This is a genomic window from Psychrobacillus sp. OK028, assembly GCF_900103605.1.
In the GTDB taxonomy this organism is placed as follows: Bacteria; Bacillota; Bacilli; order Bacillales_A; family Planococcaceae; genus Psychrobacillus.
Genome location: NZ_FNHY01000003.1, coordinates 77,895 through 93,427, shown reverse-complemented (window position 1 = coordinate 93,427; position 15,533 = coordinate 77,895). Strand labels below are relative to the sequence as shown.

17 protein-coding genes are annotated in these 15,533 nt (G+C 35.0%); 3 read left to right on the top strand and 14 right to left on the bottom strand.

Translation table 11 applies throughout. From position 1 onward, the window contains the following. The first annotated feature begins 18 nt into the window (after positions 1–18). Positions 19–2,748 (top strand): PBP1A family penicillin-binding protein, encoded by a 2,730-nt coding sequence (locus tag BLR36_RS06360; protein ID WP_093060900.1) that lies wholly within the window; start codon positions 19–21, stop codon positions 2,746–2,748. Positions 2,749–2,945: 197 nt separating this feature from the next. Here BLR36_RS06360 and BLR36_RS06355 read toward each other — a convergent pair whose 3' ends face one another. The 7 genes from BLR36_RS06355 to dinG are packed head-to-tail and all read right to left on the bottom strand — an operon-like array spanning position 2,946 to position 9,402. Continuing rightward, positions 2,946–3,239, bottom strand: a complete 294-nt coding sequence (locus tag BLR36_RS06355) for a YpoC family protein (RefSeq protein WP_093060899.1) — start codon at positions 3,237–3,239, stop codon at positions 2,946–2,948. Then, positions 3,226–3,882 carry an endonuclease III gene (gene nth / locus BLR36_RS06350; RefSeq protein ID WP_093060898.1) on the bottom strand — a complete coding sequence of 219 codons (657 nt, stop codon included), beginning with the start codon at positions 3,880–3,882 and terminating at the stop codon, positions 3,226–3,228. The genes BLR36_RS06355 and nth overlap by 14 nt, the downstream gene beginning before the upstream one ends. Positions 3,883–3,890: 8 nt before the next feature. Next, entirely contained in the window at positions 3,891–4,601 is a 711-nt protein-coding gene (locus tag BLR36_RS06345) for a DnaD domain-containing protein (RefSeq protein WP_093060897.1), read from the bottom strand. A 40-nt stretch (positions 4,602–4,641) separates the two neighbouring features. Beyond that, positions 4,642–5,937, bottom strand: coding sequence for an asparagine--tRNA ligase (asnS, locus tag BLR36_RS06340; protein WP_093060896.1), 1,296 nt, complete (start codon positions 5,935–5,937; stop codon positions 4,642–4,644). Between the two features lie 21 nt (positions 5,938–5,958). Beyond that, a complete protein-coding gene (locus BLR36_RS06335; RefSeq protein WP_093060895.1) occupies positions 5,959–6,447 on the bottom strand; it encodes a cell wall elongation regulator TseB-like domain-containing protein in 489 nt (162 codons plus the stop codon). A gap of 3 nt (positions 6,448–6,450) precedes the next feature. Beyond that, the gene (locus tag BLR36_RS06330) at positions 6,451–6,621 is read right to left on the bottom strand and encodes a YpmA family protein (protein WP_093060894.1); all 171 of its coding nucleotides are present in this window, start codon (positions 6,619–6,621) and stop codon (positions 6,451–6,453) included. 24 nt (positions 6,622–6,645) lie between these two features. Beyond that, entirely contained in the window at positions 6,646–9,402 is a 2,757-nt protein-coding gene (gene dinG / locus BLR36_RS06325) for an ATP-dependent DNA helicase DinG (protein ID WP_371326703.1), read from the bottom strand. Between the two features lie 470 nt (positions 9,403–9,872). Between dinG and BLR36_RS06320 the strand changes: the two genes are divergently transcribed. Both BLR36_RS06320 and BLR36_RS06315 read left to right on the top strand, forming a co-directional pair. Next, the gene (locus BLR36_RS06320) at positions 9,873–10,214 is read left to right on the top strand and encodes an ATPase (protein WP_093060892.1); all 342 of its coding nucleotides are present in this window, start codon (positions 9,873–9,875) and stop codon (positions 10,212–10,214) included. Between the two features lie 277 nt (positions 10,215–10,491). Then, entirely contained in the window at positions 10,492–10,680 is a 189-nt protein-coding gene (locus BLR36_RS06315; RefSeq protein WP_093060891.1) for a hypothetical protein, read from the top strand. A gap of 476 nt (positions 10,681–11,156) precedes the next feature. On the opposite strand, the gene BLR36_RS06310 is transcribed toward BLR36_RS06315, so the two are convergent. The 7 genes from BLR36_RS06310 to BLR36_RS06280 form a co-directional block, all read right to left on the bottom strand. Further along, positions 11,157–11,600 (bottom strand): GNAT family N-acetyltransferase, encoded by a 444-nt coding sequence (locus BLR36_RS06310; RefSeq protein WP_093060890.1) that lies wholly within the window; start codon positions 11,598–11,600, stop codon positions 11,157–11,159. A 211-nt stretch (positions 11,601–11,811) separates the two neighbouring features. Next, positions 11,812–12,276, bottom strand: a complete 465-nt coding sequence (locus tag BLR36_RS06305; protein ID WP_093060889.1) for a VOC family protein — start codon at positions 12,274–12,276, stop codon at positions 11,812–11,814. A 188-nt stretch (positions 12,277–12,464) separates the two neighbouring features. Next, the gene (locus BLR36_RS06300) at positions 12,465–13,016 is read right to left on the bottom strand and encodes a GNAT family N-acetyltransferase (protein ID WP_371326706.1); all 552 of its coding nucleotides are present in this window, start codon (positions 13,014–13,016) and stop codon (positions 12,465–12,467) included. A 138-nt stretch (positions 13,017–13,154) separates the two neighbouring features. Beyond that, on the bottom strand, positions 13,155–13,427 hold the full coding sequence (locus BLR36_RS06295; protein ID WP_093060887.1) for a hypothetical protein: 273 nt from the start codon (positions 13,425–13,427) through the stop codon (positions 13,155–13,157). A 147-nt stretch (positions 13,428–13,574) separates the two neighbouring features. Next, positions 13,575–13,910, bottom strand: a complete 336-nt coding sequence (locus BLR36_RS06290) for a hypothetical protein (protein WP_254771342.1) — start codon at positions 13,908–13,910, stop codon at positions 13,575–13,577. A 144-nt stretch (positions 13,911–14,054) separates the two neighbouring features. Continuing rightward, positions 14,055–14,522, bottom strand: a complete 468-nt coding sequence (locus BLR36_RS19225) for a CPBP family intramembrane glutamic endopeptidase (protein WP_371326705.1) — start codon at positions 14,520–14,522, stop codon at positions 14,055–14,057. Between the two features lie 313 nt (positions 14,523–14,835). After that, entirely contained in the window at positions 14,836–15,186 is a 351-nt protein-coding gene (locus tag BLR36_RS06280) for a DUF1428 family protein (protein ID WP_093060885.1), read from the bottom strand. Positions 15,187–15,533 lie beyond the last annotated feature (347 nt).

The window sequence follows — 15,533 nt, the reverse complement described above, 5'->3', positions numbered from 1 at the left end:
GAAAGTGAGGAGACGTTTATGAGTGAGCAAAAAATGACTCGTGAACAACGAAGAAAACAACTAGAAAAAAAGAAACAGCCTAAAAAACCAGCAAAACTATGGATTAAACGAATATTAATGGCGATTGTAATAATTGGTGTCGTTGGACTTATAGCTGGAGGTTCCTTATTCGCATACTATGCAAGCACTGCACCAGAACTTGATGAAACTTCGCTAAAAGATCCTATTAGTCCAAAACTGTTAGATGCTAATGGTGAGCTTTTCGCAACAGTTGGAGCCGAAAGCCGGGAATATGTACCTTATGAGGAAATTCCAAAACAAATGGAAGATGCTATAATCGCAACCGAAGATGCTCGTTTCTACGACCACTTTGGAGTAGATGTATTACGTCTAGGAAAAGCAGTACTCGCTAACATCACAAATGGTTTTGGAGATCAAGGCGCAAGTACAATTACACAACAGGTCGTAAAGAATTCCTTCCTAACAAACGAAAAAACGTTAAAACGTAAAGCACAGGAAGCCTATCTTTCCATTCAATTAGAAAGACACTATGACAAAGAAGAAATCTTTGAAATGTATTTTAATAAGGTACTTATGTCTGGTAGAATATACGGCTACGGTACAGCAGCCCAACATTTCTATGGAAAAGATTTAAAAGACCTTACACTGGATCAATATGCGGTACTAGCAGGTATGTCGCAGCGTCCAAATGCATTTAATCCGTTTAAAAATCCAGATCTTACAGAAAAACGTAGAAATGTCGTTCTACATTTGATGAATTTACACGGCAAGATTACAGAGGAAGAAATGAAAGCAGCTCAAGCTGTTCCTATAGCTGAAGGTTTACTGCCAGAGGACCAACGAGTTGCCAAGCAAGAATCCAAATATGATGCTTTCATCGATATCGTATTAAATGAATTAGAAGCAAATGGTGATGGGGATGCTATTTCTGAAGGGATTACTATCCACACTACATTACAGCCAAACGCACAAAAACAAGTAGAACAAACGTTAAATTCTGATTTGTTCCCAACAGAGAAAATTCAGTCCGCAGTCGCTGTGATAGATACAAAAACAGGAGCAATCGCAGCTGTCGGCGGTGGTAGAAATTATGGTGCAGATCGAGGATGGAACTTTGCTCAAGATATGAAAACACGATCGCTTGGTTCTACGATCAAGCCGTTAATCGACTATGCTCCAGCAGTAGAATATTTAGGATGGTCGACTGGACAAACAATTGTCGATGAAGAAATTACGTATACCGGCACTAAACAAGTAGTTCGTAACTTTGATAGAAAATATAGAGGTGCTATGACATTTAGAGAAGCGTTATATAATTCTCGAAATGTTCCAGCAGTTAAAACCCTCCAAGAAGTAGGGCCAGATAAAGCTGAGGAATTTATTAGCCGATTTGGAATTGATCTTGGTGAAATATATGAAAGTAGTGCTATCGGTGGTACAAAGAAATCTATGTCCCCTATTCAACTGGCTGGAGCTTATGCTGCCTTTGGAAATAGTGGGATCCATACAGAACCATACTCCATAAACAAGATTGTTTATCGTGATGGAAAAACAGAAAAAAATTATAAACCAAAAGCAAAAGAAGTAATGAAGGATTCTACAGCTTATATGATTACGGATGTATTACGTGATGTACTGACAAAAGGTACAGGAAAGCGTGCTGCAGTCAGTGGTTTAGATATTGCAGGTAAATCCGGAACATCCAACTATAGCAGTGATGATATGGAAAAATGGGATCTTCCGAGCAGCGCCTTCCCTGATGTTTGGTTTGCTGGCTATACGACAGATTATTCTGTTTCCGTCTGGTCGGGATATCCAGACATGAAAACGCCTATGACTACAAATGAGGAGCGAAACCTCCCTCAAAATATTTTCCGAGAAGTCATGGCTAACATTTCTGCTGATGGAGCAAATGAAAAGTTCAAGAAACCAAATTCTGTTGTAGAAGCGACGATTGAAAAAGGCTCAAACCCACTAAAATTAGCTAGTGACTATACACCAGATGAACTAAGGTTAACGGAATTATTTGTGAGAGGCACGGAACCTACCACAGTTTCAGAGGAATATGAACAACTAGAATTGAATGCTCCATCCAATCTAACTGTAGATTATGATGAAATAACTTCAACAGCAACATTAGCATGGGACTTTGAACAGAAAGATCTGGAATCAGAGGTTCAATTCGAAGTTGCTGTACAGATAGATAACGGACCAACTGAAGTAATTCAAACAACAAACCAACAAGGATTGATCGTCCAAAGTCTAATACCGGGAAGCACATATGTCTTCAGTGTAACAGCGGTTTCAGACGATATTCGCAGTGACAGTGTTTCCATATCATTAACGCTAGATGCTGTAGTCGAAGAAGATTTAGAAAATCCGGATGAAACAGACACAGAAAATCCGGATGGTTCGAACAATGGTAACGGAAATAATAATGGCAATAACGGCAATGGTAATGGCAACAATGGAGACGGAACAGATTCAGGGGATGGAACGGAAAATCCTGACGATGGTTCCACAGATACTCCAGCAGATGGAACCGGAGAAACAGATGGAACCGGTGGTACTGGAGGTACTGGTGGCACTGGAGGTACTGGAGGTACTGGTGGCACTGGAGGTACTGGAGGTACTGGAGGTACTGGCGGTACTGGCGGTACTGGCGGTACTGGCGGTACTGGCGGTACTGGTGGTACTACCGGAGGAGAATCCGGTACGAATCCATAACAAACAATAGTAAAGTAGCAGTTCTTGACTTGAGTCAAGAACTGCTACTTTTTTTGCGTAATATAATGATTATACGAGATTGCTCAGCTAACCTTTGGACCCCAACTGCAACGGAAATCAGAAGTTTTATATTTAAATGACCTTGTGTTCACAAGGTATTTTTCTTATTCTACACAAAAACGGCTGAATCATTAGATTCAACCGTTTCTGTTTTGTGCTCGTAAGCGCGCTATTTTTTTCTTAGTTTCTTTAAAAAGCTCATCAAGTTGGACAAGCGAGACATGTCTTTCCATATTAGATTCTATAAAACTAATGCGTTCTTTATAGTTAAGTGGTGTTGCTTCCACTAGTTCATCAAGAATAGAAACTATTAGTTCAATACCCTTTCGCATTAACTCTACCTTCTTTATGTCTTTTGTCCTACTTAATCCCATAAGCTCTTCACGAATTGTTTCCCATTCGTAGAAATAATGCTCATTACTGTGGAACAATTTTATTCATCCTCTTCTTTCCTTCTCTACAAACCGAGAGTAGAGGGCATTCCGGACAATTAGGATTTTGCGCTTTACAGTGATATCTACCGAAAAAGATTAATTGATGATGTGTTTTGGACCATAACTCCATTGGTGTTTTTTTCATTAATGTCTCTTCAACCTGTATTACCGAATCTTTCCATCTGCAAAGTCCTAAACGTTTAGAGACTCTTTCCACATGCGTATCTACTGCAATCGCTGGAATATCGAATGCAACCGAAACAACTACATTTGCGGTTTTACGCCCAACTCCCGGAAAAGTAGTTAGTAAATCCCGATCAGGTGGTACTTCACCATTATATAATTCAATTAGCTGTTTACTTAAAGCTTGGATATTTTTAGCCTTATTACGGAATAGACCAATGGAACGAATATCCGTCTGTAATTCCTCTATGGATACAGCTAAGTAATCCTCAGGTTTTTTATATTTTTGAAATAAGTCTTTTGTCACTTTATTCACTAAAACGTCTGTACATTGTGCAGATAATAACGTTGCCACCAATAATTCGAATGGATTGTCGTGCACCAACTCACAATGGGCATCTGGGAACATTTTCTCCATTTCATCCAAACAGTAGTACCACTGTGCTTTTGTAAGCAAATTTACACCTACTCTCTTTCTTCTAACCAGTTATAAAACGGCACCTTTACACTGGAAGTTTGCTGTTCAGCTGTTTTTGGGACAGGAATATGCTGTCTAAATTGTGCGGATTGATTTTCAGCCGCTTCCACCGTTTTAATATTTTTCTTTTTCCAATCAAATAAAATTCGATCTATATATCGAAGGCTAAGCTTTTGTGAAAGTACTGCTTCCTTTAAAGCCAAGCGTATAAGTGCTGCAGAATGTTCGTCCTGGTCAAACCACATACCAATAGTTTCACATTCCATTGGGGATAATAATCGACCAAATTCTTGCTCGAATAATTTATATATATCCCCTTCCTCTTCTTTACTAAGAAGATCTTTTACATTATTTTGTTGCTGTTCCATATAATCTAATAATAGCTCCCATAATAGATGGAAGGAATAGTATTCATAATGTATTCCATTTTGATCTAAATGCTGCTCTATTTGTATTAACCCCTTTTGCATAAGACGTTGCAAAATAGTTACAACTTTGTTCTCACTAAAATGAGTACGTTCTACTAAGTTTTGTGGGGTTGGGAAATGGTTTCCTGCTTCTCCATAGGCGATTAAATGCAATAAAAGAATTGCTTCTTCATCTCTTATGTTAATCGCTTTATAGTGACTAAAAAAAAGCTGGGAAATAGTTACATTTCCCTGCTCAGTCCAAATACGGAGACGATCTCGCTTTTGCATACTCGTACTCCTTTCTCTCTATAAAATTCCTATTTATTTATTATGGATATAAACGATTCAACAAACGTGGGAACGGAATAGATTCACGGACGTGCTCTGCTCCACTAAACCATGCTACAGTACGCTCTAATCCTAGTCCAAAACCAGAATGAGGTACAGCACCTTGTTTGCTTAACTCTAAGTACCAAGCATACGCAGATTCATCTAAGTTATGTTCTGCAATACGTTGCTTCATTAATTCATAATCATGAATACGCTCCGAACCGCCAATTACTTCTCCGTAACCTTCTGGAGCGATTAAATCAGCACATAAAACTACGTCATCACGCTCTGGATGTGGTTGCATATAAAATGGCTTAATGCCCACTGGATAATGTGTTATAAACACTGGTTTGTCATAGCTTTCTGCAATGGCTGTTTCATGTGGTGAACCGAAATCGTCTCCCCATTGTATATCATCAAAGCCTTTTTCATGTAAAAACTTAATCGCATCATCATATGAAATACGAGGGAATGGTGCTTGAATATTTTCTAATTTAGACTTATCACGACCAAGGCGTTCTAATTCTAATGTACAGTTTTTCAATACCGCTTGAGCAATAAATGAAACATACTGTTCTTGAACTTCTAAGCTTTCTTCAAATTCAACAAAAGCCATTTCCGGTTCAATCATCCAGAATTCGATTAAGTGGCGGCGTGTTTTAGATTTCTCTGCACGGAATGTTGGTCCGAAAGAAAATACCTTGCCGAGTGCCATAGCTGCTGCTTCCATATATAATTGACCTGATTGAGAAAGATATGCATCCTCGTCAAAGTATTTAGTATGGAACAATTCGGAAGTTCCTTCTGGTGATGAACCCGTTAAAATAGGTGGATCCATTTTTACAAAACCATTTTCATTAAAGAATTCATATGTAGCACGAATAATTTCGTTACGAATTTTCATAATCGCATGCTGTTTTCTAGAACGTAACCATAAATGACGGTTGTCCATTAGAAATTCTGTACCATGCTCCTTAGGAGTTATAGGAAAATCAACTGCAGCATGAATTACCTCAATTTCTTTTACTTGAAGCTCATATCCAAAAGAAGAACGTTCGTCTTTGATCACTTCACCAATGACATACATAGAAGTTTCTTGAGTTAAGCCTTTTGCAGTTTGGAAAATTTCTTCTCCAACCTCTTCCTTTACTACTACACCTTGTACGAAACCAGAGCCATCACGTAATTGTAAAAATGCAATTTTTCCACTAGAACGTTTATTGGCAAGCCAAGCACCCATTTTTATTGTTTCTCCAACATGGTTGGCCATATCTTTAATCATGATTTTTTTCATAATACCCTCCAAAATTTTTGACTATAAATTCGAAATTCGCTTCCACCATTCCCCATTATCAAATAACAGATATACATAATTGAGGTTGTCTTGTGAATTCACATATGTTATTTCCCACACTGGTCCTATTTCTTCTACACCTAGTTTAGCATGTAATAACTTACCGTCTTTAATATCCTTCATCGCTAAGTCTACAGCTTGCTGCTCTGATATTCCTTCATCTAAGCTTACTTCCATAATCTTTTCATCGGACTGCTTTTCTGGTAAAAAATACGCTTTTTTTTCGCCTTTTGCAGTCGTTCCAACTACTGTTAGAAAAGTAGAATTATTGTTGTAAATATAGGTCTTTTCAACGTGAGCAAGCAGCTTTTTTTCCAACGCATAAGTTTGTGCTTGATCCGTTGCATCCGAAAATGGACTTTTTGCTTGAAAATAAATTAATAAGCTTAAAACTAAAGTTAAACTAAATGCGAAAATAACAATAAATAATAACCATCTTTTTAGTACCATCTTTTACGTCCTATAAATGGTGAAAACCGCTTTATTTTCATCCTGCTTATCTAAAGCAAGTCCAAACATTAAATCCTGACCTTTTAAAGTCCGATTTAATACATCAACTATTTTATATAAGTCTGATTGGTAGTCGACTACAACGGTCGATAGTGTTTCAATTTTATTTTCCATAATACTACCCGCTTTCTAAAATCATCATTCATTAGTATACCAATTTTCTAGCTCTAAGACCATATTTTCTAACGATACTTTCTTAACTGGAATATTGGGAATTGCCTGTAAAAAGTCTCTTCCATATGACTTTGTCTCAATTCTTCTATCGAGAACGATGAAAACTCCCTTATCTGCGGAAGATCGGATTAGACGGCCAAATCCTTGTCTAAAACGCAGAACCGCTTCAGGTAAGGAATACGCAGAAAATGGATTTTGACCATTTTTCGTTATCAAATCTGCTCTTTTCTTGAAAAGCGGATCATCTGGAGAAGAGAATGGCAAACGGACCATAATAATCACCGAAAGTGCATCACCTGGTACGTCTACCCCCTCCCAAAAACTATTTGTACCAAATAGAACTGATTTGGAAAACCGCTGAAAAGATTTTAATAGTCGCATTCTACTACCTGAAGTCATTCCTTGTGCGAAAAGCATGTAATCATCCAATAAATTCGTATCCTGAATTAATTCCACCGTTTTTCGAAGCATATCTTGGGAGGTGAATAAAACGAAACATCTCCCTTCCGATACTAGCACAGTTTGTACAACAGCTTCTGCAACTGCTTCGATATAATCGCTCTGTGATACCTGTTTAATATCCGGCATATTTTCCACTATTAGCAGCTCTGCACCATTATAATAATCACTAGCAGCTTTATACTGATAAATAGGAATATCTGAATTTAAGCCCAACTGTTTAGTAATGAAATTCCTATTAGAAGGTACAGTTATTGTGCCAGATGTCCAAATAACCGCTCCCAATTCTCGATGAGTCATTAATGCATTCTTTATATCCTCTTGATAATTTAATGGGCGTTTTATAACCGTGAGACTGCCAGGGATACTTCTTGTATCCACTTCAAGCCATCTCGCCTCAGTCCCTCTATTTTGTAAGAAGATCTCATCCCATTCACTTACTTTAATAGCTAATTCTCTTATCCAATATTGCCATTCATTGATAAATGATTGCAGTTTTTCTTCTTCCACATGTTTACTGTACGAGTCAATCATAGACTTAGTCGAGAATATAAAAACTTGAATAGAATTAGCAACGGAACGGAAGATGGTTTGTTCTAAGTCTAGGTCCTCCAATGCCATCATCTTTTTTGTGCTCTTCCCATTTCTATTACTTTTTTGAAGGAAAGCATCAATTACATACGATATAGCTCGATCAAACTTCTCAATTGTTTCGACATATTGCTTTTCTAATTGAATTTGCATCGACAAAGGTACTTGTAGAAGCTCCAACTTTTGCAATAACTGCTCGGTATCAAGTGTCCCAAACTGACCTAAAACATATTTCCAATTCGTATAAGAAAAAATACGTTCACCACGAGACATACTAGCATGAATCATTTGATGAGCTTCATCGATAATCATTGCACAACCAGATGTCAGTAAGGGTTGGTTTCTTTCTTGATCGTTCATTACCATTGCGTGATTCGTAACTAAAATATGGCAATTATTACTTTTATGGAGAGCTCTTTCATAGAAATCATTTTCTCCAACTTCTTTAATATTGGACAAACTTCCCCGTCTAATTTTATCGACAAATAGTTGACCACCTCCAGAGACATTGAGCTCGGTGAGATCTCCATCCTCTGTCAAAGTCAGCCATACTAAAATTTGCATAATCGTAAACGTTTCATCGTATGACTCATCCTCAAGTTGTACCTGCTGCCAAAAGCTAAATAGATCAATATAATGATGCATTCCTTTTAATGTTGCAACCTTTACATTTGTATCTAAGATAGCGTTTATCTTAGGAATTTCCCCACCCACCAATTGATCTATCAAATGAGTGGTATATGTACTAATAATAACCGGTTTTTCCATTTTGAATGAATAGAGCACAGCTGGTAATAGGTATCCTAGTGTTTTACCTATTCCAGTTTCGGCTTCACAAACTATTTCAGATTCGTTAGCTAGAGCCGCTTGAATTTGATCCATTAACTCGAATTGTCCTTCACGTTCTTCAAAGTTAGGAATGTTCTTGCTAAATAATTCTATTTTCATCTCCTTAGTTTGGGGAAATGAAACTAATTCGGTTTCCGACTGTATCTCTTTCGCAGTTTCCTTTATCGGAATACCGCGGAAAGTTAGAAATTTAGCTGGAGATAACTCTTTTCTTTTGCGAACGAGTACTTCGAAAAATAGAATCGATAAATTAGATTTTAAATGAAAGGATCGCTTATGTAATAACTCAATTGTTTTAAGTGGTAGCTTTGTTAATTGGTCCATACATTTTAACAATAAATGAGCAGTAGCAAGGGCATCATCATCCGCTCGATGGGCAGATTCTAAACCGATTTCTAACTCACCTGCAATATCCTGAAGCTTGTAGCTATATAGGTTTGGAAACATTAACTTTGTAAATTCTACCGTGTCCATTGTTTTACATACTAATTTTGGAAGTCCTACTCGCTTCAATTCCTTTTGAAGAAATGGTAGGTCGAAGTGAATATTATGTGCAACAAAAATATAATCCTGTAGTTTATCCAACACTTCCGGACCAATGTCTTCAAATATCGGTGCATGTTGAACATCTCTATCTGCTATATTAGTCAAATCCTGTATAAATAATGGTATAGGCTTTTCTGGGTTGATAAAAGTGGTATATGTGTTTACTATTTTGTTATTTTCAATAAATACAATTGCAAGCTGAATAATACGGTCACCATTCGTTGATGAGTGGCCTGTTGTTTCAATATCGACAACTGCATATTTATGATTTTCCATCATTCCTCAACTCACAGTCCTGTTGTTCTAAAAAAATTGTACCACATTCACTTTCCAGTGACGAAACTTTTACTATTAAATAGACATGCTGAGTCGTATTTTCGAGCAGTTCTAATAAAATATATACAATAAACTAAAAAAACCATAAAATGTAAAGTTTCTTTACATTTATGGTTACTCATTTAAGTATCGGTCAGTTAGATTATATAAACATATTGTACTTTATTGTTATGGTTGCAAAACGCCTTTATGTATCCAAAAATAGAACTCACTAAAGATATTCCGTGACCAATCTTAGGTATAACTTTTCTAATACAATATGACACTACACAATAAGTTTCTTAATTGATCATCTATATATAATTATTAATGGATTAATTAATCGTGTTCAGATGATTAATAGATTAGTGAATATAATGATTAAATAATCTGCAGATTATAAGTCTTTAATGTGAGGAGGTGTATATTATATGCCCTTAACAACTGGACCCATTGAAAACTTTGGAAATCAACCAGCTAATGCAACAAACGTTCGAGTGAAAATCCTCAATCGTACTGGAGGTCCACTTACAGGAGTGGTTAGAGTATTCAGGCTTAATGGGACAAGACAATTAATTAGCTCAGCTAACTTTACCGCAAGTGCTAATGCTTCCACTTTTGTAACACTTAATATTGGCGGATCCCCTCAGTATGAAGTCGAAATTGTTCCAAATCAAAACGGTGGATTATATAGTGTTTACGGTCGAACAGCTTCTAATGTTCTCATTACTGCACAACGGGTTTTACACTCAGAATTAGTACAGATTCTTTAGTATAAAAACAAAATTTAAAGATTAATATTGATTTTAAAGGGCGCCCTATTCAATCAATAAAAAAATTCTTCACTTCTCAAATTAACCCATGGATATTTCAAATTGGTATAGTTTAATGCATTCTTTTAATAGATATAGTAATTTTGATAATTGGTATTGCTTTAAAAATTTGATCCAACTTACTTAAAGTAAAAACCAATGTCTCCTTCAGAGCGCTACAATTGGTTCAACTTTCCTCTTACTGTTCATATAATGAAATGAGAGGAGGCTTAACTGAATGGATCGGTTTTTATTTTTGATGTTGGCTAGTATTATAGCTGGATTTGCATTATTAAAGGTTCCCTTAGCAGGTACTTTCTTAGCGGGTTTAGAGCCTATAACCAACTTAATAGGTATTATAGCTATTGTATTTTTCTCTCTTGTCTTAATATTTAAAGCTTCAATGGCCCTATTGGGGAAAAAATAAAAAGAAATAAAGGCTCAGATTTTCTTCTGAGTCTATTTGATTTACTTCCAATAAATAATTTATTAACTCATAAGAAGTTGCAAACATGTAAATCATCATAAAAATTGGAAATGCTAATTGAACTTATCTGCTGCTTTTATTAAACTAGAAAACCATTTGATTTTCGGGCGCCACCTAACTGTCTACGCTAAAAAGATAGTGTAACCATTATCCCTCCAAGACTCGCTACGAGTGAATGGCTAGTTCTTTTTCTAAGGGGATCTGTAGCTACTTGATACAACCTAGGTTTGTTTGGAAGGACACGATAGATAGTTCCTCATCTGTTCTGGTAATAGAGATACATCGGAGTTTAATGCCCATAATGGTATTGTTACATTAGGTGAAAATTTCACATAGGAAAAAGTTGAATCTAAAAATTTTAAATTCATATTTTCGGCACCTTTTAAGAAAAGCATAATAATGGAACAAGCAATTTGTTAGGTTAGACTTAATTCGTACTGATAAAATTGGGAGTCCTTAATGTACCCATTTTTTTCATATAGTCTTTGAGCAACATAATTGTCTATAGCTGTACTTAGGCTGATACTTTTAGCTCCTGTTTCAAAAGCAAAATCTTTTGCTTTTTGAATGAGCATTTCTCCTACTCCTTTTTTTCTTGCAGCTGCATCTACATATAAGTCATTTAATATCCAAGCTTTTTTCATAGATATGGATGAAAATGTAGGATAAAGTTGAGTAAATCCAACATAACTCTGTTTATCTTTAACCACAAATATTATCGAATCTTCTTTTTCTAAACGTTTATTTATATAAGTTTTTGCACCTTCTATATCTGACTCTTGCTCATAAAACATTCGATAAAGATTAAACAAACTTGACACGCCTTCTAAATCTTCAAAGGTAGCTTGAAATATTTCCATTACTCTTTCTCCCCTTTATAATGATAACCATATAAATAATCACGACTATAACAATACACATAAAATTGAATAATCATTTTAAAAGATTTTTTTATATTTCGTTCTACTAAAAGCGTCTCTTGTTTAATAATGAGCATCTAATGTAGCTCAATGCTCATCAAGTTTAGCTACGTTAAATGAAGAAGTAAGAAAAACAATATACGTACTTTCATTATAATTTATTGTTAACTAATTTCTCCCAATCTTCAAAGGACAACTTTTCTGTAATATGTTTTAAATTATTTGGAACTTCAACATAACACATTAATTCTAAACTGTTTCCATCTGGGTCATTAAAATAAACTGAAGCATTGCCTTGATTTGGTCGAATGAATGGCTCAATAGATTTTCTATCACCAAAAGGCACTCCTTCTATTTTAATAGAATCTAACCATTCTATCGACCCTTTTAAATCTTCATATGAAACATGAAAAGCAATATGTCGTAAAGAAGGGTGGTATGGAGTATGAAACTCATTTCCCTCCCACAAACCCAACCAACTTTTGCCTTCTTCAATCCAAAAGAAAGCAGTGTCTTCATCACGCCAAGCCATTGTCAAATCTAATTTCTTATAAAATTCGACTGATTTTTCTAAATTACTTACTGGCAAATGTGCTTCATATAAACCTTTTATCAAAATAACACCTCTTTTTAAATGTTTAAATTAATAGTAGCAATTTTTCAAAGATTCCACCTCATTCGAAAGTCTAATGTTATTAATCGTTTTCTTTATTCGAGTCCTTCAACAAAAAGAAAAAATGCTTTATTCCTTATAGAAGGAAAGCATTCGTTAGATGAATAATGAGAACTAATTAGAAGCTGTAATTATTCATTAAACCTTCCCATTATTACAGTATTATAATAATTTCCATCTGATAGTAGCTTATCCTTCTTTAATACCCCCTCTTCTTCAAAACCATAGTATTTATATAGTTTTATGGCTTTTTCGTTGGTTTCAAGTACATTCAAAGTAATTTTCTTAATTTCGTTTGTATCAGCCCATCTAATTGTTTCGTTTAACAAGTTAGTACCAATGCTATATCCCCAGTAATCCTTTAGTACACAAACACCAAACTCTACTTTATGGGACATTCTTTTTAATTGATTGCCTTCACACCTAGAGAAGCCAACAATCCTTCCATTTGCTTCGGAAACTAAAAAAATATTATGGGCACTTTCTGTATCTTCTCTGATTAGTTGTTTAAAACCTATTTCATCAATATATGCTTCACCTTTTTCTCTATCCATATTCTCTGTTTCACCGTCTATTTGTAATCGTACTTCAGACAAGTTTAGGGCATCCTCCTCTTGTGCTGACCTTATAATATAACGTAAATTACGAATCTGAAATTCGATTGGATGTACTTTTATAATAATCTCCTCCTTTCTTAAACTGCTCGCTGCGTTAGTTCAATGATTACTAAATTAATAAAAAAAGAACCACCAAAGTAGTGCTTAGCGTAATGGTATATAAACTTCATCCTTTATGACTGATCCTCAGTGCAAGAATGCATTTTATGCTCCAAACCCGCGAATACCAATTATGACTATTAACAATCCATAGCCTATAGCAAAAAGCAAAATCATTCCCATTCCAACATATTTTAAATAACCACTTTCTTTGGTCTTGACTCCTTTAATGCCTAACATAAAACCTGTTATCCAAGAAGCAAGCCCTGTGAAGAAATAAGGGTTGAAAACTCCATTACTTCCTCGAGAACTCAAGTAAAATAGCAAAATCCCTGCTATCGCTAAAATAATAGATAACAATCCATATTTTCCCTTCAAATTATCTTTCCCCTCTCCATAAACTTAGCTTATTTTACTCCTATCTACTTCTCCTTTTGAGGATTCTTTTGTAATTTTAACTGATTTAACAGGTGTTACAGGTAGCCACTTGTTTAACTAATGCACCAGTTAGGACTATATGACCTCTTATCCTTTAACATTTGATTTTAAATTTTCAACAATTATGACTAAAAAATATAATAGAATTAATGCGATAGAAATACCTAGAAATAATTCGAATTTTGATAAAAACATTTCTTTTGTCCAACCGTCTTCTGGCAATAAAAATGCAGCTAAAAAGTTGGAAATTCCTATACCATCATTCACTTCAGGAATTAAGCTTATTGTGTAATTTTGACCTAAAGCAACACTTGAAAGAATTGCGAATGCTATCATTGGTATTACTGCTTGAGACATTTTCATTTTTCTCTTTGAAATAAAAACACCCGCTATAATTCCGTACAACAATATAATGAAAACCATAAAATCCCTCCCTAGTTTTTCAGTACGATTTAAATTACTAAAAGTTCTAATTTTCGATTGTTCTCATTGAACTAAATTGCCACTTTAGTTCAACTTGGCAAAAGAGTTGACTATGCCCCCCTATGATCATTACTAAAGCACCGGTCAGGAGAAGAGTAACACTAACAAATTATACAAAGAATGAATAAGAATTACTGACCAAAGAGAATTACTTTTCTTATATATAAACCCAAATATAATACCCAATATAAAAAGTGTTAATATGGAACTTAGAATATTTGCGAATTCAAACAGACCTTTATAAAACCAAATAGGAAAATGAATGGATACAAAGAGTAAAGATGTAATTGTATTTGCTATCCAGAATCTAAAAGAATCCATAAGTTTTCTTAATAAAAAACCTCTAAAGACAATTTCCTCAGTTATACCAACCAATAGAATAGTATTAAGCCATCCGTTAAATCCTATTTGAATATCAATATTATTATTTAAAACGATAAGATTTATTACTAAATAAAATAGCAAGACTAGTGATACCCAACCTATCCATGTTAGTGCTTTCCTAAAGTTATGATGTAACTGTAAATAGGAAAATGGTTGACTTTTTTCCATAATTTTAACTAATAAAATAACGGGAATGACCCAAATAACTATCTTAATAGTGGCTGATATTATAGCTCTTGGAACGGGGTCCATCAAATCTAAATATTGAACCAACCATAATTCTCTAATACACCAAAGAGCGTAAAATATTATGAAATATACCCAAATATAATTTTTATATACTTTTAATTCTATTAGAAACTCCCCCTTTCTTCTTTTAAAAATCCTGCACCTTTAGTTGAATAAGAACAAGGCTGTCTACTGACAGCCTTGTTCTTCTAAAGCACCCATTAAAGAAATAAGATAAGTATCTATTTTCTAATTAAACCTTTTCAAATTCACCACGAATGACTCGGCCAATATCAATAACATTAATCATTTCATTATATAATTCTTCGATTCGCTTATCAGAGTCAACTTTCCCCATAACTAGATCATGATGATGTTTATTATTAAATGTAGAAACTGAGCACATCAAAGTTTCATTTTCATGCAGTTCAACAGAAGAGTCCATACCTTGACACCCATACATGGCATTAATAAGAGTGCTTTGGTAAGTATCATCTTCAATAGCACCATATTCCTTGTAAATAAGAGAGGCTTTTTTATTAATTTCTATAAACCTTTCCTTTTTCTTTATCAAGACTGGATATATGTATAATACACTGTACATAATATTCTCCTTTGCTTTTTAGTTCACTTACTGCTTAATCAATTAACGCTTTCTAATTAAACTATAATGCCGTGTTAGCACGAGTAAGTTTCCGAGGAAGAAAATTGTATCAGAACGGGTTTAGAAAAGTAATGCTGGCGAAGAAGATCGATGAACTATGATGCCTTAGAGCCCCAGCAATAGTATGACTTCAACGACAACAGTGCCTAACAGACTGTAGGACACTATATGAGTAGCACTCTAGGGAGATTAATCCTGTTTATTGCACCAGTCTAGCCTTTATTCTAAAGTGAATGGGGTTGGTTCTTGATTTATCTTTCAGTTCAATATACACAATCTAAAGACTC

Excerpts from the sequence above, each read along its gene's own strand:
- BLR36_RS06360 (WP_093060900.1), top strand. The coding sequence starts at position 19 with ATGAGTGAGCAAAAAATGACTCGTGAACAACGAAGAAAACAACTAGAA.
- BLR36_RS06345 (WP_093060897.1), bottom strand. The coding sequence starts at position 4,601 with ATGCAAAAGCGAGATCGTCTCCGTATTTGGACTGAGCAGGGAAATGTA.
- asnS (WP_093060896.1), bottom strand. The coding sequence starts at position 5,937 with ATGAAAAAAATCATGATTAAAGATATGGCCAACCATGTTGGAGAAACA.
- BLR36_RS06335 (WP_093060895.1), bottom strand. The coding sequence starts at position 6,447 with ATGGTACTAAAAAGATGGTTATTATTTATTGTTATTTTCGCATTTAGT.
- BLR36_RS06330 (WP_093060894.1), bottom strand. The coding sequence starts at position 6,621 with ATGGAAAATAAAATTGAAACACTATCGACCGTTGTAGTCGACTACCAA.
- dinG (WP_371326703.1), bottom strand. The coding sequence starts at position 9,402 with ATGGAAAATCATAAATATGCAGTTGTCGATATTGAAACAACAGGCCAC.
- BLR36_RS06320 (WP_093060892.1), top strand. The coding sequence starts at position 9,873 with ATGCCCTTAACAACTGGACCCATTGAAAACTTTGGAAATCAACCAGCT.
- BLR36_RS06315 (WP_093060891.1), top strand. The coding sequence starts at position 10,492 with ATGGATCGGTTTTTATTTTTGATGTTGGCTAGTATTATAGCTGGATTT.
- BLR36_RS06310 (WP_093060890.1), bottom strand. The coding sequence starts at position 11,600 with ATGGAAATATTTCAAGCTACCTTTGAAGATTTAGAAGGCGTGTCAAGT.
- BLR36_RS06290 (WP_254771342.1), bottom strand. The coding sequence starts at position 13,910 with ATGGTTTTCATTATATTGTTGTACGGAATTATAGCGGGTGTTTTTATT.
- BLR36_RS19225 (WP_371326705.1), bottom strand. The coding sequence starts at position 14,522 with ATGGAAAAAAGTCAACCATTTTCCTATTTACAGTTACATCATAACTTT.
- BLR36_RS06280 (WP_093060885.1), bottom strand. The coding sequence starts at position 15,186 with ATGTACAGTGTATTATACATATATCCAGTCTTGATAAAGAAAAAGGAA.